Source organism: Massilia sp. Masssp93, from assembly GCF_059491295.1.
Map to the genome: position 1 here is coordinate 492,837 of NZ_CP168502.1, position 17,275 is coordinate 510,111.

13 protein-coding genes are annotated in these 17,275 nt (G+C 63.2%); 10 read left to right on the forward strand and 3 right to left on the reverse strand.

The window, feature by feature from the left end:
- Nucleotides 1–9 precede the first annotated feature (9 nt).
- Genes ACEN9Q_RS02245 through ACEN9Q_RS02260 form a run of 4 tightly spaced genes read left to right on the forward strand, consistent with a single transcriptional unit; the run spans nucleotide 10 to nucleotide 5,327 of the window.
- Entirely contained in the window at nucleotides 10–2,166 is a 2,157-nt protein-coding gene (locus tag ACEN9Q_RS02245; protein ID WP_495627223.1) for a T6SS effector phospholipase Tle3 domain-containing protein, read from the forward strand.
- A gap of 17 nt (nucleotides 2,167–2,183) precedes the next feature.
- The gene (locus tag ACEN9Q_RS02250) at nucleotides 2,184–3,674 is read left to right on the forward strand and encodes a virulence factor (protein WP_495627224.1); all 1,491 of its coding nucleotides are present in this window, start codon (nucleotides 2,184–2,186) and stop codon (nucleotides 3,672–3,674) included.
- Between the two features lie 11 nt (nucleotides 3,675–3,685).
- Nucleotides 3,686–3,949, forward strand: coding sequence for a PAAR domain-containing protein (locus ACEN9Q_RS02255; protein WP_495627225.1), 264 nt, complete (start codon nucleotides 3,686–3,688; stop codon nucleotides 3,947–3,949).
- Entirely contained in the window at nucleotides 3,942–5,327 is a 1,386-nt protein-coding gene (locus ACEN9Q_RS02260) for a hypothetical protein (protein ID WP_495627226.1), read from the forward strand. Before ACEN9Q_RS02255 ends, ACEN9Q_RS02260 begins: the two co-directional genes overlap by 8 nt.
- A gap of 83 nt (nucleotides 5,328–5,410) precedes the next feature.
- Here the strand turns inward: ACEN9Q_RS02260 and ACEN9Q_RS02265 are convergent, their stop codons facing one another.
- Nucleotides 5,411–6,361 carry a LysR family transcriptional regulator gene (locus tag ACEN9Q_RS02265; RefSeq protein ID WP_495627227.1) on the reverse strand — a complete coding sequence of 317 codons (951 nt, stop codon included), beginning with the start codon at nucleotides 6,359–6,361 and terminating at the stop codon, nucleotides 5,411–5,413.
- 98 nt (nucleotides 6,362–6,459) lie between these two features.
- Here ACEN9Q_RS02265 and ACEN9Q_RS02270 point away from each other — a divergent pair, with 98 nt between their 5' ends.
- Entirely contained in the window at nucleotides 6,460–7,686 is a 1,227-nt protein-coding gene (locus ACEN9Q_RS02270) for an MFS transporter (RefSeq protein WP_495627228.1), read from the forward strand.
- A 63-nt stretch (nucleotides 7,687–7,749) separates the two neighbouring features.
- Here the strand turns inward: ACEN9Q_RS02270 and ACEN9Q_RS02275 are convergent, their stop codons facing one another.
- Nucleotides 7,750–8,832, reverse strand: a complete 1,083-nt coding sequence (locus tag ACEN9Q_RS02275; protein WP_495627229.1) for a hypothetical protein — start codon at nucleotides 8,830–8,832, stop codon at nucleotides 7,750–7,752.
- 401 nt (nucleotides 8,833–9,233) lie between these two features.
- Between ACEN9Q_RS02275 and ACEN9Q_RS02280 the strand changes: the two genes are divergently transcribed.
- From ACEN9Q_RS02280 to ACEN9Q_RS02300, 5 genes are read left to right on the forward strand one after another with little or no spacing between them, the layout of a single operon-like run.
- Nucleotides 9,234–12,011 (forward strand): type VI secretion system Vgr family protein, encoded by a 2,778-nt coding sequence (locus ACEN9Q_RS02280; protein WP_495627230.1) that lies wholly within the window; start codon nucleotides 9,234–9,236, stop codon nucleotides 12,009–12,011.
- A 34-nt stretch (nucleotides 12,012–12,045) separates the two neighbouring features.
- Nucleotides 12,046–13,170 (forward strand): hypothetical protein, encoded by a 1,125-nt coding sequence (locus tag ACEN9Q_RS02285; RefSeq protein WP_495627231.1) that lies wholly within the window; start codon nucleotides 12,046–12,048, stop codon nucleotides 13,168–13,170.
- A gap of 1 nt (nucleotide 13,171) precedes the next feature.
- A complete protein-coding gene (locus ACEN9Q_RS02290; RefSeq protein ID WP_495627232.1) occupies nucleotides 13,172–14,851 on the forward strand; it encodes a TIGR02594 family protein in 1,680 nt (559 codons plus the stop codon).
- A 6-nt stretch (nucleotides 14,852–14,857) separates the two neighbouring features.
- A complete protein-coding gene (locus ACEN9Q_RS02295; RefSeq protein WP_495627233.1) occupies nucleotides 14,858–15,331 on the forward strand; it encodes a hypothetical protein in 474 nt (157 codons plus the stop codon).
- A gap of 2 nt (nucleotides 15,332–15,333) precedes the next feature.
- Nucleotides 15,334–15,594, forward strand: coding sequence for a PAAR domain-containing protein (locus tag ACEN9Q_RS02300; protein ID WP_495627234.1), 261 nt, complete (start codon nucleotides 15,334–15,336; stop codon nucleotides 15,592–15,594).
- A gap of 269 nt (nucleotides 15,595–15,863) precedes the next feature.
- Here ACEN9Q_RS02300 and ACEN9Q_RS02305 read toward each other — a convergent pair whose 3' ends face one another.
- Complete coding sequence (locus ACEN9Q_RS02305) at nucleotides 15,864–16,865, reverse strand: DUF4268 domain-containing protein (protein WP_082547802.1); 1,002 nt, start codon at nucleotides 16,863–16,865, stop codon at nucleotides 15,864–15,866.
- Nucleotides 16,866–17,275: the final 410 nt, after the last annotated feature.

Genomic DNA, 17,275 nt, shown 5'->3' on the forward strand with positions numbered 1-17,275 from the left:
ATGGAAGGCATGACAATGGACGACCCGACCGTGATCACGGTGGGCGACGGCGGCGGCAGCACGCTGCTGAACAAAAGCTACCTGGACGTGGTGATGCAGTTGCCGCTGCCGGGTATCGTGATCTTCGTGCATGGGGTGAATTCGGATGGCGAGTGGTTCCAGGCGGCGGAGGAGGGCTTGTGCAAGGGCCTGAACACGCGCATGGCGCGCAACGACTGCCAGATTCAGCATTGCACCATCGAAGGCGGCAAGATGACGCCGGTGAGTTATTTGCCGGATCTGACGGCGGATGGGTACCTGAATCCGAAGAAGACATCAAAAAAATTTATCGACGGCGATGGCCATTTCTCGCCGGTGATTCACTTCCGCTGGGGCTACAAGGCTGACGGTGCGGACATGCAGACCTACGGCGACGGGCTGTATCTGAACGAAAAGGATTACTGGGGCGGCGGCCCGTTCGCCAACGGCTGCACGTCGATCCCCGACCTGTGGGAAGGCGGCTTGAGTGATCAGTTATTCCTGTGGTTGCACGCGCAGCACCTGAACCCGACCAACGACCGTATGGTGTATGCCTGTCCGCATCGGGCATATTACGTCGTGGCGGCACTGCGCCTGGCGAAGTTGATCGGAGAAATCCGCAAGAAGCAGGCCGACGTGCCGGTGACCATCGTCTGCCATAGTCAGGGAAATATGGTGTCGATCGCGGCCGCATTTCTCGGGGACCGGCTGGACCCAGTGACCGACGGTGCGGGAAAAACCGGCAACTGCGTGGCCAATACCTATGTGCTGTGCAATCCGCCGTATAGCCTGTTGAAAGACAATAAGACGGAAAGCTGGACGCAGCTGACGACGGGCAGTTGGAAAACCGGCCATGGCCGCCAGACCTACGAAGCGCGGATCGGGACATTGAAGAATTTTTTCGAGATTATCAAACAGCAGGCAAAGGCCCAGCCTGCGGAAGTCATCGACAAGCTCTGCGCCAATGAACCGTACGGATTTACGGCGGAGAAGGACAAGGTGAAATGCGGCTACGGTCCCGGCAAGGCCAACTATGGCCGAGTCTCTCTGTATTTCAGTCCGCATGATCAGGTCATATCGTCGACGACCATCCAGGGGATCGGCTGGCGTGGCATGAGCGCTAGCGAAATCGATGCCGCGAACGGACATGACGTATTCTGCCAGCGCGTGTTTGCCCAAGGATTCTGCGTCGGCGCGAACACGCCGCACTACGATTTCTGGAACGACCATCACGTGAAGGACAATGATGGCAATAATTTGAAGCCCGGAAGCAATCAGTTCTGGTATCCGGAATCGCTACGCGTCCAATATTCGGTCGCGAAGGGAAAGGACGCCAACCGCAATGGGATCGCCACGATCATGACGGCGGCGACGGCCCCGATTTTTCACCTGATCTTCAAAATCATCGACGTGCGCATTAACGCTCTGCCGGACAAAGGCTGGAGGACGCCGTTGACGGCGCCACCGCTGGGCGAAAAAGGATTTCAGCCACGATCGTATCGCTTTGGACAATACTCCGACCGTTTTGACGAGGGCCTGGACGCGCCCGGATTCAGCCGCAATGCGCAGCGCCAGCGAGATGCGGATGATCCTTACGGCGGCAACCGGGAGCTGCCGAAAGACCCGCGTGACGCCGAGGATGCGCCAACCACCGACGCGGCAAGGGGCAATGAGGCGACCGAGGCGAGCCTGATGTATGAGCATCACGCGTTTCTGCGGATGCGCGCAAGGCGTGATGGGAAATATGGCAAGAAGGATGCGGTCACCGAGGAAGATGACGTGACGACTGCCAGCGATGACTACAAAGCCTGGCGTGCCGAGAAGATCAAGAAATTGTTGGTCGAAAACGTCGGGACGCCGGCGACTGATCACTCGTCCATCCTGACGAATCCGGATCATTCGGAGAAGGCGCTGGCTTATGACATTCCGGTTGGGGTGTGTCACATTGCCAAGGAGGACTTGACGCGTCTACGCAAAATGGCGGACTGGCGATTCTTGGATGGCTTGGACGAGATCAATCCAATTTCCGCCTTTGCCAAGTATTTCGACAATGGCAAGATGCATGATCAAGAAGTTTCACAATGGGCCACAGACGATAGCGGCGCCACACTTCCACGCAAAGTCGTCAACCACCGCTCGATATTCTAATTTAAGGAAAGCACAACATGCGAATCCTCGCAGGTTTAAGACCGCGCCAGTTTGTCTACAGCGTGCTGGCGTTCGTCATCGCTATGGCTGTTTCGGCATGGATGATTACACGCGTTAACACGGATGGGGCGCAATCGGTCACTGACGGACAACTGTTCACTCGGCTCGTCGCCATTCCCGCAGCCTTTGCCACGCTGACACTCGGTGTCACGATGGCCATCGCGTCCCGTCCCGTCCATGCCGAACCAGTCTTAGACCCAAAGCAGGATGCCGCGCCGGCGCGGCCGTACATGGCCCAGGTCGTAGGCATCCAGTGGCTCAATCCATTGGAGCGCATGGATTACCCGACCGAGTGGCAACTGCTCTGGACCCTTGGGCTGGTTAAACCAAATCCAGACGATGACATGGTAAGGACAGAGCCGCAGACGTTTACCAAGCTCCAAACCATCGCGGCCATCGTCGACCCTGATGATGGCAGAGTTACCTTCGAAGGCTTTCACAAGAAATATGTCAATAAGTTGATGAACCTGTACAGGGACATCTACTTCATGGATTCCCGCTACTTCTATAACGCACACGACGTTAAGAACAAGTCGACCTGGCGAGAACTGGCCGGCATCCGCGTCGAGTACGCAATCCCGGCGGGCAGGCTCGATCCGGTTCGTGCGGCGAACACCACGAGGGACGTCATCATTGACAACTTCGACATCGGCCAAGCTGGCTTTCCCAACTCCTGGACCCGCAGCACCCCACCCGACGTCCGCGTGACCCCTGGCGGCGCCAACGCCGGATTCAGTTCGTTATCGGCCGCACTCGACTACCTGCAGGCACACCCGAAGGAAACCGTCTGGGTCATGAACTGGGACGCGCCGAGCTATCCGCCGAAGGACGAGCAAATCAACGAAAACATGGTCCTCCTGATCCTGGCCGGCCCGGACTTCAAGACGGAGCGCGCCCCGCTGGCCTGGCTTGGCTATCCTGCCAGCGCGAAGGTCGCCGACTTCGACAGTGGCAAGGACAAGCCGCCGCGCGTCATCCAGGCATGGAAGGCCGCCGTCGAAAAAGCGGCGCACAACGCCGGCAAGCAGACGACCGACGTCGGCTACGTCATCCACGATGCCAATAACGCCGCCAGCAACAACGCCGCCACCGCATCCGACCGCATCGCCGCGCTGGCGCGTACCGTGACCGAGGAGATGCCGGAACTGGACTTCATGAAGCAGGCGTTCAACACACCGGCGCTGCTCGGCGAGATGGGCGCAGGGACGGCGCTGACGAATGTCGCGCTGGGCATCGCGTACGCCAACCACCTCGGCAAGAATGTGCTGGTGGCCGGTACGACGGACGAGGCGCAGCCGGTGGCCACGCTCGTGGTGCCGCCTGCGGTGGTGCGGCCGATCCAGTACGACAAGCCGTGGTTCCGTGCCCGCGGCGGCAATACCGCCTACTTGCCATGGTGGGGCATCCGCCACGATGCCGCGCCGCGGTCGCAGGGCTTTTCCCGCTGAAGAGGCACCGCATGCGCAACGTCATCCGCCTGAACGACCCGACCTCGCACGGCGGCAAGGTCATCACGGCATCTCCCAACAGCAAGGTGCTCGGCGTCGCCGTTGCGCGGAAGGGCGACCGCTGCCTGTGCCCGATCCGCGGCCACGACATTTGCGTTATCGCGGAGGGCGACCCGCAGGTGCTGATCGATGGTGTGCCGGTCGCGTTCGACGGCCATGCGACGAGTTGCGGCGCCAAGCTGATATCGACCGTGGGCAGGAGCGGCCGTGGTTAAGCACCGGCTCCTGTCCGTCATGGTCTTTGTCCCGGACGTCGCGCTGCGATGGTTCGCCGTGCCGGCCGCATTTGCTGTGCTGGCGTTTGGACTCGTGACTGTTTTTTTCACTCGTCCGGTGCGTGCTGAGGCATCACATAGGTCTGTGGTGGCGACACAGAAAACCGATCCATTTATGGTCCAGGTGGTGGGACTGCAATGGTTGAATCCCTTGCAGCGTCGGGATTATCCGACTGAATGGCAACTGCTATGGACGCTGGGCTTGGTCGGGCCGAACAAAAATGACGATATGGTTCGAGCAAAGCCCGAGAAATACGGCAAACTGCAGGCAATTGGCTCAATTGCAGTCGGCAACGATGGCGAGGAGACTTTTGATGGTTATCACGAGAAATACATCGAGAAGTTGATATACGCGTATCACGATATCTATTTTATGGATTCGAACTATTTTTACAATGCACATTCGAGAGAAGATAAATCGACATGGAGAGAGCTCGCTGGAATTCATATCGAATATTCTCTTCCCAAGGGCAAGCTCGACCCCGCCGAAGCAGGAAATTTTCTACGAGACATCATTATCAATACTTTTAGCATCGGTAGCGAATCGTTCCCGAATGCTTGGACCCGCAGCACTCCCCCCGACGTGCACATCACCATGGGCGGCGCCAACGCCGGTTTCACCTCGCTGTCCGCCGCACTGGACTACCTGCAAGCCCATCCGAGCGAAACGGTCTGGGTCATGAACTGGGATGCCCCGAGCCGTCCGAAAGACCGCCAGATCAACGAAAACATGGTGCAGTTGATCCTCGCCGGCCCCGACTACAAGACGGAACGCGCACCCTTGGCCTGGCTCGGCTATCCAGCCAGCGCGAAGGTGGCCGACTTCGACAGCGCCACCGACAAGCCGCCGCGTGCCGTCCAGGCATGGAAGGCCGCGGTCGAACAGGCAACGCATAACGCAGGCAAGCAGACGACCGACGTCGGCTACGTCATCCACGATGCCAACAACAACGCCGCCACCGCATCCGACCGCATCGCCGCATTGGCACGTACCGTGACCGAGGAGATGCCGGAACTGGACTTCATGAAGCAGGCGTTCAACACGCCGGCGTTGCTCGGCGAGATGGGCGCAGGGACGGCGCTGACGAATGTCGCGCTGGGCATCGCGTATGCCAACCACCTCGGCAAGAATGTGCTGGTGGCCGGTACGACGGACGAGGCGCAGCCAGTGGCCACGTTCGTGGTGCCGCCTGCGGTGGTGCGGCCGATCCAGTACGACAAGCCGTGGTTCCGTGCCCGCGGCGGCAATACCGCCTACTTGCCATGGTGGGGCATCCGCCACGATGCCGCGCCGAGGTCGCAGGGCTTTTCCCGCTGAAGAGGCACCGCATGCGCAACGCGATTCGTCCATCGGGCGAATCGTCCCGGACACCACGCCGGATCATGCGTCGCCGGGACGAATCACCGCCCCGGCGGCGCGACGATGCCGAACGCCTGCGGCACCGCGACGCGCATGATGTCGATGAAGCGGCGCAGCCGCGCCGGATAAAAGCGCGCAGGCGGGTAGATCAGCCAGATCGGCAGCGGCGCCGCCTGCCATTCCGGCACGAGCTGCACGAGCCGGCCCGCGTCCAGTTCCTCGCGCAACGCCCAGCGCGACCCGATCGCCATGCCCACGCCCAGCACGACGGCGTTGCGCATCGCGTACAGGTTGTCCGTGTACAGGCGCGGGCGGATGTCCACGCGCACGGTCTCGCCGTGCTGCGCGTGGGTCAGCGTCACCTCGTCGCGGTAAAAATTGCTGACGGCGATCCACGGCAGGCGCGCCAGCTCGTCCGGGTGCGCCGGCACTGCACGGCCGTCGAGGAGGGCGGGCGACCCGACGACGATGCGCGGCACGTCGCCCAGCCGGATCGCCACGACGGACGGATCCGGGATGTCGCCCACGCGGATCGCGCAATCGATGCCCTCGCCGATGAAGTCCGGCGTGCGGTCGTGCAGGGTCCAGTCCACCGTCATGCGCGGATAGCGCGCCAGGTATTCGGCCAGCGGGGTCACCAGCTGCTGCTGGCCGAACGCATGCGGCGCGACGACGCGCAGCATCCCGACCGGCTCGTCCACGGCGCCCCGGATCTCGCTTTCGAATTCCTGCCATCCCGCGATCAATTCCTTTGCCCGGTCATAGCAGCGCATGCCATCGTCCGTCAGTTTCATCGCGTGCGTGGAGCGCTGCAGCAGGCGCACGCCCAGCGATTTTTCCAGGGCTTTCAGGCGGCGGCTGATCGTCGGCTGGGTCGTCGCGAGCGCCCGCGCGGCGGCGGACAGGCTGCCGGCATCGACGATGCGCACGAAGGTTTCGACCAGCATCATACGGTCGGCAGAGGGATTGATACTCGAAAAGTCTTTGCTCATACGCCTATCGTATAACAGTTTGACGCTCGCCGCTGCTACACGGCCATGCCGCGGATCTTCATAATGCGCTGCAACATCACTCAACGGAGTCAACAACCATGAGCATCGCACACACCGCCGCGACTGCCGTACCGGTCCAAACGAGGCTGACCTCGCCTCTGATCTTCCTGCTGGCCGCGAGCACCGGCCTGTCCGTCGCCGCCCTCTACTATAGCCAGCCGACACTGGGGATACTCGCCACCGACCTGCACGCCAGCAACCGGGCCGTTGGCTGGATCCCGACCTTGACGCAATTCGGCTACGCCCTCGGCCTGCTGTTCCTGGCGCCGCTGGGCGACCGTTTCGACCGCCGCACCATCATCGTCGTGAAGTCGCTGCTGCTGGCCGGGGCGCTGCTGGCGATTGCCGCCGCGCCGGACCTGGCCGTGCTGCTGGGCGCGAGCCTCGCCGTCGGCCTGCTGGCCACCGTCGCCCAGGACATCGTCCCGGCCGCCGCCACCTTGGCGCCGGCCGAGCATCGGGGCCGCATCGTCGGCACCGTCATGACCGGGCTGCTGCTGGGCATCCTGCTGTCGCGCGTCGTCGGCGGCGTCGTCGCCGAAGCCTTCGGCTGGCGCGCCGTGTTCGGCGGTGCCGCCGCCGTCGCCGGCCTGACGACCGCGATCCTGGCCCGCTGGCTGCCGAGCTTCAAGCCGACGAGCACGGTCGCCTATCCGGCCCTGCTGGCGTCGCTGGCCGCGCTGTGGAAGCAGCACCGCGCCCTGCGCCTCGCCGCGACGGCGCAGGGACTGCTGGCGATCGGCTTCTCCGCGTTCTGGTCCACGCTGGCCGTGATGCTGCATGGCGCCCCGTTCCACCTCGGTTCGGCCGCCGCCGGTTCGTTCGGCCTGGCCGGTGCCGTCGGCGCGCTGGCCGCCCCGTTCGCCGGCCGCCTGGCCGACCGCCGCGGTCCGCAATGGGTGACCCGTCTCGGCGCCACCCTGAGTGTCGCCTCGTTCGCCGCCATGTTCGCCATGCCGCACCTGTCGACGCAGGCGCAACTGGTGCTGCTGGCGCTGGCCACCGTCGGCTTCGACCTGGGCGTGCAAGCCACGCTGATCGCCCACCAGACGATCGTCTACGGCATCGCACCGGAAGCCCGCAGCCGCCTGAACGCGATCCTGATGACGACGATGTTCGTCGGCATGGCCGCAGGCGGTGCCCTCGGCGCCCAGGCGCTGGCCGCATGGGGCTGGAACGGCATCGTGGCCCTGGCCGTCGGCTCGAGCCTGGCGGCGCTGGCGGTGCGCATGCGGGCGTCGTCGGGGAAATCGTCGGGCAAATAAGGAACGCAGCAAGGTTGACCAGCGCCAGGCCACGGCAACGCGGCCTGGCGCTGTGCTTTCGTGCTAGGCCGCGATGCGTGGGCGACGGCCGGCCACGGCGTCCATCGCGCTGGCGCCCGCGCGCACGGCGAGCACCGTCATGCCCACGCAGGCGGCGACGAGGATGACGAATTCGCCGTAGCGTGCGGCCGCCGGCTGCTGCATGAGTGGCTGGCCGAGGAATGTCGACGCGACCGCGACGAGCAGCATCATCACGGGGAAGTGGAAGAAGAAGGTGAATGCCGCGGCTTGTGGCGCCGCGTGGTCGCCCGTCACGTCGTGCCGCGGGTGGGGCGGATACAGGGCCCAGGCAACGGCGGCGAAGCCGAAGCCGACGAACAGGTATTTCCACTCGATGAGCCAGGCGCCGAACGGGGACGGCAGCAAATGCGCGTCGGCGCCGATGAATCTGGACAGCAGCAGTGCGCCGGCGAAGCCGGCAATGGCGACGGGCGCCGGCGGCCTCGCGGCGTGCGTCGCGCCAGCGTACACGACCGCGATGCCAGCCAGCCAGATGGCGGCCCAGGCCAGGAATGACGCCGGCGCGAGCGCGACCACGACCGCCAGCAGCACGATCCGCCTGGGCCATGCCGCGCGCGCGCACAGGGCGAGCAGGATGAGCGACCAGAACAGATAGGACAGCAGGTACAACATGCCGTTGCTGCCGAACGTGGGAACGACGAAGGGCTGCAGCATCAACAGGTTTCCCAGCAGCGGCGCAGAGCCGAGCGTGAGCGTGCTGAATGCCGGGTAGGCAGTGTACAGGCCGGACCCGTTGAAGAATCGCGCGCCGGCGGCGTCGAAGGCGGCGCCGAGGACCAGGCCGGGCAGGAGGAGCCGGTACAGCGCGCCCACGCGCCGTGCGACGGCCGCGCCGGGCGGACGGCGCAGCAGTACGCGTCCCGTCACGATGCCGTCGAGGACGAAGAAGACGGCGAACGATTCATGGCCGAGCCCGGTCAGGAAGTAGAACGCCGCCGACAGCGCCGTTTTCGCGTGCACGTCCTCGTAGTCGACGAACAGCAGGAAGCGCACGTGGTACATCAGCGTCACGATGACGCTGGTCCAGCGTGCCAGCTGCAGGAACGAGACGAAGCGGTTGGGCATGGGGAATTACACAAGCATTGATTTACAAGCAATTTCTCCGGTGACAATGCTGCAAGACATTGTCCAGGTTCATCAAGCAAGTTGCCGTTCCATGGTAAGGAACGGGCGGCCGGCAGGGCTTGAGGCTACGCAGGCTGGATACGTGGCTCGACGTGATCGTGATGGACAGTCGGCGGGATTGTCGCGGGCCGGCCACACAGCTCGCTGCGGCGCGGCGGTACGTCGCCGGCGGACCTGTGGCGGCATGTCTCATGCGCATTGCATGATGTCGCACAGTTGCCAAAAGTAACAACAATTTCTTGTAATATCGGTAGAATGTTGCTTTTCACAATGTTACATCAGGGAAACATGGTTGTGACGGCGCCAGTCCCGGCCTGATTCTCTGTTTTCTTTGGACTTGTATGGCCAGCCAACCGTTCCGGCTCCTCGACAACCGGCAGCAAAACAGGATTTTGCGTCTGTCGTTTCCCAATAATGATGGACCCGAGACACAATTTCTGGTGAACGCACTGGATGCGACCGAGCACGTGTCACGCGATTTCGACGTCACCGTCGAACTCTTGTCCGACGATCCCGACGTGCCGCTCAAGGCCATGCAGGGCAAGCTGCTCACCATCGAGCTGGTACGTGCCGACGGCAGCCTGCGCTATTTCAGCGGCCATGTCTTCGGTTTTCGCCACAAAGGGTCCGACGGCGCCATCAGTTTCTACGAAGCACGCCTGGGACCGTGGCTCCGCTTTCTGGCACTGCGCAAGGACAACTATCTGTTCCATGGGCTTAACCTGCGCGATCAGACCGCGTCCATCCTGGGCGACTATGCGTTGCAGGCGAACTGGGACTGGCGCGTTACTGGCGAGGATCCGGCGTGGACGGACGCCTGCCAGTTCGACGAGACCGACTACAACTACCTGAGCCGGCGCTGGGAAGAGGCCGGCTACATGTATTGGTACGAACACACGGCGGCAGGCCACCAACTGGTGGTAACGGACGATTCGACGCTCGCGCCCCCCATCGACGGCGGCGGCGATGTCCGGTTCCAGCGCCATGGCGGCATCGAAGAAGAGGATGCGATCCACCGATGGTCCGGCGCGCGCCGCATCGTGCCGGCGTCGGTGGCGCTGACCGGTTTCAATTTCAAGGATCCGGGCGATGCCGAGGTGAGCGTGCCGACGCTGGCCCGCCAGGGCGCCGTCCCGGCGATCGAATCCTGCGAATACACGGGCGCATACGGCTTCGACAATTACCGGGACGGCGACCGAATGGCGCGCCTGCGCATGGAAGAATTCGAGGGCGGCGGCAAATACTACGATGCCGAAGGCAACAGCCGTTTCTGCATGCCGGGCCGCAGCCTGCGCCTGACCGACCACTTCCGCCACTCCGGCTCCGGGGCGGACAGTCGGGAAAAGGACGGCCGCTTCCTGATCCTCGCCGTACGGCATACGGCGACGAACAATTATCTCAAGGCCGAGGAACCGGCTTATTACCGCAACCGGCTGACCTGCACGCGCCGCGACGTGCCGTGGCGCCCTGGGCGGGGCTTCAACAGCACCGCCACGCGGATCCTGGCGCCCCAGACCGCGACCGTGGTCGGGCCGGCGGGACCGGACAGCATTCATACGGATGAATACGGCCGCGTACGCGTCCAGTTCCATTGGGACCGCGTCGGTAATCGCGATGAGCGCAGCTCTGCCTGGATCCGCGTGGCCGGGCTGTGGGCGGGTGCGGAACTGGGCAGTGCGGCGATTCCGCGGGTCGGGTCGGAAGTCGTAGTCCAGTGGCTCGACGGTAATCCGGACCGGCCCATCATCACGGGCAGCGTGCACAACGCGCGCCACATGCCGCCTTGGGAACTGGCGACGCAGCAGGCCTTGACGGGTCTGCGCAGCCGCGAGCTGGCGCCGGACGGCGGCAATACCGCGGGCGGGCGGAGCAATCACCTGATCCTCGACGACACGCATGCCGGCATCCAGGCCCAGCTCAAGAGCGACCATGCGTGCAGCCAGCTGTCGTTGGGTCACATCACGCGTATCGAGGATGTGCGTGGGCGCCGCGAGGCGCGCGGCGAAGGCTGGGAACTCGCGACCGATGCCTGGGGCGTCGCGCGCGCCGGCAGGGGCATGCTGATCACGACCGAGGCGCGCGCCAACGCCGCGGGCGCGGCCAAGGACATGACGGAAACAACGGCCCGCCTGGACGCAGCGCGCGAGGCCCAGGCCGATCTGGCCGGGATGGCCGAGCAGTACGGCGCGCAGGACAAGGCCGCCCGCCAGGCCGACGTCGCGGCGGCACTCAAGGCGCAGAATGACGGCGTCAAAGGCGCCGGCGCGGCAACAGCGGGCGGTTTCCCCGAATTGTCCGAGCCCAGCCTGGTACTGGCCGGCGCGGCCGGCATTGCGATGACCAGCGCCAGGTCGACGCACGTCGCGAGCGCCGAGCATACGGCGCTCACGGCCGGCAAGGATCTCGCCGTGGCCGCCGGCGGCAAGTTGTTCGCCAACATCCGCGAATCGCTGCGCCTGTTCGTGCAGCGCGCCGGCATGCGCCTGATCGCGGCGGCCGGCGACATCGACATCAAGGCGCTGAGCGACAGCATCAACGTGCTGGCCAAGCTGCAGATCACGCAGACGGCCGACAAGATCATCATCAGCGCGCGTGACGAGGTGCAGATCAGCGGCGGCGGCAGCTACGTCAAATTCAGCAAGGCGGGCATCGAGCATGGCACCGACGGCGCTTTCGCGGCACACGCCGCCACGCATTCGTTCGTGGGCCCGCGCAGCATCGACGCCGTCCAGCAGGCGGCGTTCGAACAGGCGGTGCCGCGCAAGTACAGCCAGCAGCTGATGGTCGACGCAGCGCTGTGGAAGTTGCCGGACGGCGTGCGCGCCGTGCGTTACAGATTCCTGTCCGAGGCCAATACCGTGCTCGGCTCAGGCAATCTGGACGCCCAGGGCCGGTCGGCCCGCCTGTTTACCGAGGCGTCCCAGCCGGCCGCCGTCGAACTCGACGTCAACGCCGGCAAGTGGGAGCAGATCGTCACCGAGCGCGTCGACGAGATCAGCAGCCCGGCCGGCGGTCCCGTCCTCGTGTTCGACTACGCCGATCACGAGGACGCGCCGATCGTCCCGGGCGACGACGACGCCGACGATCCCGATCTGAGCCGATACGACATCACCGCCTGAACCCCGCGGCACCGCCGCTTTCCGGAACCGAATCATGAAACCGTCCTTCCTGTTTTTTCCCTTGCTCGCACTGAACGTCTGCTCCCCGGTGCTGGCCGCCCCCGTCGTGCTGAGCAAGCCGCATATGTCCACCTTCGTCGCGCAGGCGCGCCAGGGCGCCGGCGGCAATGTTTGCATCGTGGGGCAGACGATGGATCCGGATGGCGACCTGCGCACGCGTGGCCTCGTGGCCATGTACAGCCCCGCCGACAACAGGATCGTGTGGCAGCAGACGGTCGATGCGCCGGACGATGATGCGTCCGTCCGCTTCATGGCCTGCCGCGTATCCGGCAAGGACGTGTACGTCGCCGCGAACGTCGACACGCATGCCGAGCAGTCGCTGAACCAGGGGCTGGCCTGGGTCTACCGTTTCGGCGAGAACGGCAAGCTCATCGCGCGCAAGGAGCTCGCCACCAGCGTGCGCAACGCGTTCGTGTACGACATCGACGCGGACGCCGGCGGCGTGACGGTGGCGGGACGGACCGCAGAAGTGACGGCGAATGCCCAGGCCAACGCGATCTTCTTCGCAAAGCTCGACCCGGCCCTGCAAGCGGCATCGTTCAGCAATCTGGCGACGGGCGCGTACCTGGGCGGTTCGGTGGTCAGGCTGAACGGCCACACGGCCTACCTGGGCGGGAATTTCGCGCCGGCCCACGCAGCGGCGGACGCCCTGGCCGACGATTACGCCGTGTCGAAGATCGTGGCCGGCAAATACCAGTTCAGCGTCAGGCCGCAGAAAGGCAAGGCGGACGACATCGCCACCGCCGTCACGCCGGCGGGCGAGATCGTCTCGCTCGGCTACGCCGGCAAGACGACGCACCTGACGGTCGTCGGCCCGGACGGCAAGGTGAGGGAAGACTTGCAGGCCGCCGGCGCCTGGTGCCAGACCGGTTCTGCCAGCGCCGACGCGGCCGCCGTGTACGCGGTCCGTTCGGCCTGCGGCAGGTCGCAGGATCCGTCCGCCCTCGTGGCCGTGAATCGCAAGACCGGTGCGCAGACGGTCGTCAAAGGCGTCGCCGGCGAGCCCGCCTACGTGCTGGCCCTGGAGGACAAGCTGGTCGTGATTGCACGCAAGGGCAACGGCAGCCTGCTGGTGCAGGCGGTCGCGAAAGGGCAGTAGCATGACGAAGGAAACCTATACCTACGAGCAGAAGCTTGCCTTCATCCGGCAGTTGTATTGCCCGGCGCGCGCCGTGGCCGCCGAAACGGGCTGTTCCTGGGAACTGATCCTGGCGCAGGCGGCGCAGGAGACCGGTTGGGGCGAGAAGGTTTTGCCCGGCACCAATAACATCTTCAACATCAAGGCGAGCGCCGGCTGGGACGGCGAATCGAAGGTATTCCACGTCTGGGAAAAAGTGGGCGGGAAAAAAATCTGGGTCGATGCGCCGTTCCGCGTCTATCCGACGGTGCTTGCCAGTCTCAAGGACCGCACGAAATTCTTGAAGAGCAATCCGATCTATACGAAGGCCGGCCTGTTCGACAAGGACACCGTGGGCGACTTCGCCAAGGAGGCGGCGGCCCTCAAGAAGGCCGGCTATGCGACCGACGAAAACTATGTGCAGGCATTGAAGGACGTGTGGAATGGCCGCACGATGCGGCGCGCGGTGGCCGCGGCGCAAAAGCAGGGCTGCGGCGCGCAACTTCCTGTCGCCGAGATTCTGTTGAAGGATGGCGCCAAGGCCGCCCTCGCCAACACGAAGGTCAGCGTGGCGGTGGGCCCGCGCAGCACCGAGACCGTGACCGATGCGCAGGGCGCCATCGCCGTCCGGATCGCACCGGGAACGACCGACAACATCGTGTTGAAGGTATTCGACGCGATCCGCAAGGAATGGGCAGAACTTGAACCGGTCGTGATCCCCGATCCCCTCAAGTCGCTCACGGTCACGCTGCTGGCGCCGACCGTTCTGGTGCCGACCAGCACGCGGGTCCACGACAAGCCGCCCGCGTCCGGTCCGGCCAGGCCTGCGGTCGCACCGGCCGTACCGGCGCCCGGCACGGTGAAGACGACCACCCACACGATCGCCAAGGGCGAGACGCTGTCGTCGATCGCGGCGCATTACAAGGTGCGCTACAAGACAATCGCCGACCTGAACGGCATCCGGTCGCCGTACGTCATCCGGCCGGATCAGGTCTTGCGCATTCCGGTCGTGGATGGCCACGACGCCGCGCCGGCAACGGCCGCCGCCGGAAGCGGATTCGACGATTTCCTGAGTGCCCTGCACGTTGCCTATTTTCGCGACGAGGCCGACAAGCCCAGAACCGAGGTGATGGCGTCGGTAAAGGCGCCGTGGATGAAGGTGGCGGAAGAGGAATTCAAGGCCAAGGTGAAGCGAGTTCCCGGCAGGGCCGTCAATCCGCATATCATCGAGTACTTCAAGGAAACCAGCCTGAACAAGAAGGACGCCAGTACGGACGAAACCGCGTGGTGCGCGGCGTTCTGCAACTGGTGCCTCGTCAAGGCGGGCTATCAGGGGACGCACGACGCGCTGGCCGCGTCATTTCGGAACTGGGGGCGCGCGACCCGCGGCAACAAGCCCGCGCTCGGCGCGGTGGCCCTGATCCGCTTTCCGGACGGCCGTCACCACGTGACCTTTGTGGCGGGACGGGACAAGGCGGGCGTGCGCCTCGCGACGCTGGGTGGCAACCAGGGCAACAACAGCGCCGTGACGCACAGCCACGTGCCGACAGCCTGGGTCGTCTGCTATCGCTATCCGGGCAATTACCCGGATTATGACGACGATTACATTCTCCACGACGTCAAGGCGGACGGCGCGCCGCTGACGGCGGCAACCACACACTGAGACCGCATGACACATCACATTCGCAACCATCTGCTTTTCTTGTTCGCGCTGCCCCTGGCAACTGCCGCGCGAGGCTTCACCGGGACGGTCGACCTGAGCGCCAGGGACGCGGCCGCGACCCGTCATCTGACGATCAGCCATTGGCGTGTCGACAAGCGGGGCGTCCCGTCCTTCGATTACCGCTACACCCAGGACGGCCCCGGTTGCACGTACCGGCGGGAGGGCCACGCCGTGGCCGGCTACGACGACAACGGCGACAGCGTCGAACTGGAGGTCTACAACCCGCAAGGCGCCGACGGCAAGGAAGGCGCACCGGTGGGCGCCTTCTACGACGAGCCCAACGGCGTGGTCTTCGGCATGCCGGTGCGCGGCAAGGGCGCCGAGTTCTGGGTCTCGTTCGACGATCCGCGCATGAAGAAGACCTTGCCGGCGACGTGCGGCTTCACCGCGCACGGCGCCGCCGTGATGCTCAGGAAGTGACGATGTCCATGAAAATCATTGTGGTCGGCGACAGGACCGACCACGGCGGCACGGTGCTCGGCGGTTCGCCGACGCACGACGTAGGGGGCAAGCCTGTTGCGCGGCGCGGCGACAAGGTCGACTGCCCGCGACATGGCGAGAACAGGATCGTGACCGCGCACGCGACGCTGTCCGTCGATGGCATCGCGGTGGCGGTGGAGGGATGCGAGACCGAATGCGGCAGCAAGCTCATCGGTAGCGGCAACGCCAGCGTCGCCGGCTGACGGAGCGAAAGCCAGACTGCCGAATTGCGCCCTTGTGTGTCATGGATAACATGACGCAACTAAAACAGGGAGGAAGAGGGGAGGTGGTCGGGGTGAGAGGATTCGAACCTCCGGCCTCTACGTCCCGAATAATGAGGATTTTGAAATACAGCCCGTAGGTAAATGGTTTCTGGCTTTTGTACTACAGTGAGTACTACACCGCTGGGTAATCGAAAACAAAAGAATTTCGTTTGGTCGACAATGTAATGTCGGTCGAATAATTGACATATTCACAACACGTCGCTTGGCAATGATTTAATCATCGGTCGGAAGACCCCGTCGAGTTTCTTTAAGGCCTGTGCCTGCCACTGGATATATTCGGGCCAGCGGGTTTCATCTTCGATATCGCAGTCATGGCGAATCAAACCAATGCCAATCCCTTTCTTCTCAGGCATGTCTGCCCATTCAAGCGCGTGGCCCATTGCGGCCTCAATCTCGTCTTTGCGTTTGTGAAAATACCGAAAAATAGCTTTTGGACTTGGAGAATTGCATACGACATAGAGCCGAACTGACATTCTTCCTTCCCACGAAACGATAGTTTCGAAGGAGAAGCCCGTTCGGCCAGCGCTGAACGTCAGCCATTGCTGCGGAAATGGTTTTGGTGCCTTGATCGATGGGTTTTGTTCTTTTTGATATTGGTGAAACGCTTGCCAATAGCGCAAATAGACTGCCTGTCGCGGTCCGTGAACTTTGTTCGAAGAAGCAGCCTCCTTAACGCTTCGGCTCCACTCATTCGGACTCGAAATTACGTTGAATTTAGGGGCAGGGGCAGAATCACCAATCCGCCAAAGCTCAATCTCCAGGCCGAAAAACTCATGCTCTTCATTCGTTATCTCATTTAGCCAGTCGAGCGCTGCGCGATGTTCATCAGTAAAACGAGATGCCACCCATATCACGGTCTTCGCTTCGATCCCGGCGGCATATGTTAGGATTTGCCCGAGATGAAGATGGTCGGTCTTTTCAAGCTGATTCTCTACGAGGACAGTCTGACCGCTAAGGCGATCTTTACAAATGATGTCGGCGCGGTAAGGACCGATAAATTCTTCTTGGCTGACTAGCTCCAGGTCAAGCCCAACGGCATCACTCATTATTGCGAGATTGGAGGGACTTGCAAGCCAGGGAGTGAAATCTGTAGCTTCATGCGTCCAAACATTGCGCAGATTTACACGAGAGAGTGACCCTAATTGCATCTTCGACCTTTGAACACCGCTGACAGAGTTGGCATGATGCATCAAAATTTCGCGTATGCCAAGTTTTCGTTACAGCCAGCGGCTTCGGTTGTGGGTCAATATTGACCAAGCGCGGCAGCAGGTAGCGTGCCTGGGTGACGTTCCCATGATTGATTCAAGCCATGCCTTCAACTTGAAGCAAGCCATGAGTATTCTAGTAACGTTGCGGCTGTGCTAGGTTAATGTCGCTCGAACCGACACTTACGGGGTAAGGCCACTAGCGCATGGTGAGAACAGCAACGCTACGATAAAAACCGAACTCAGTCACCAAAACCTGACCGCTCACTTTTCTACGGCAAGGTTGTGACTTGCCCATTGCTCCTTTCCTTGGAAAAGTGGCCACCCGGAACCCACGATCCAGCATTTTGAGACTCGGAGCGTGCGTGCTTGGCTGGCATCGACTTTAGCAGTCG

Bases quoted from the DNA above. Each gene is read 5' to 3' on its own strand.
- ACEN9Q_RS02255 (WP_495627225.1), top strand. From the start codon at position 3,686: ATGCGCAACGTCATCCGCCTGAACGACCCGACCTCGCACGGCGGCAAG.
- ACEN9Q_RS02250 (WP_495627224.1), top strand. From the start codon at position 2,184: ATGCGAATCCTCGCAGGTTTAAGACCGCGCCAGTTTGTCTACAGCGTG.
- ACEN9Q_RS02290 (WP_495627232.1), top strand. From the start codon at position 13,172: ATGACGAAGGAAACCTATACCTACGAGCAGAAGCTTGCCTTCATCCGG.
- ACEN9Q_RS02305 (WP_082547802.1), bottom strand. From the start codon at position 16,865: ATGCATCATGCCAACTCTGTCAGCGGTGTTCAAAGGTCGAAGATGCAA.
- ACEN9Q_RS02295 (WP_495627233.1), top strand. From the start codon at position 14,858: ATGACACATCACATTCGCAACCATCTGCTTTTCTTGTTCGCGCTGCCC.
- ACEN9Q_RS02300 (WP_495627234.1), top strand. From the start codon at position 15,334: ATGTCCATGAAAATCATTGTGGTCGGCGACAGGACCGACCACGGCGGC.
- ACEN9Q_RS02285 (WP_495627231.1), top strand. From the start codon at position 12,046: ATGAAACCGTCCTTCCTGTTTTTTCCCTTGCTCGCACTGAACGTCTGC.
- ACEN9Q_RS02270 (WP_495627228.1), top strand. From the start codon at position 6,460: ATGAGCATCGCACACACCGCCGCGACTGCCGTACCGGTCCAAACGAGG.
- ACEN9Q_RS02280 (WP_495627230.1), top strand. From the start codon at position 9,234: ATGGCCAGCCAACCGTTCCGGCTCCTCGACAACCGGCAGCAAAACAGG.
- ACEN9Q_RS02275 (WP_495627229.1), bottom strand. From the start codon at position 8,832: ATGCCCAACCGCTTCGTCTCGTTCCTGCAGCTGGCACGCTGGACCAGC.
- ACEN9Q_RS02265 (WP_495627227.1), bottom strand. From the start codon at position 6,361: ATGAGCAAAGACTTTTCGAGTATCAATCCCTCTGCCGACCGTATGATG.
- ACEN9Q_RS02245 (WP_495627223.1), top strand. From the start codon at position 10: ATGACAATGGACGACCCGACCGTGATCACGGTGGGCGACGGCGGCGGC.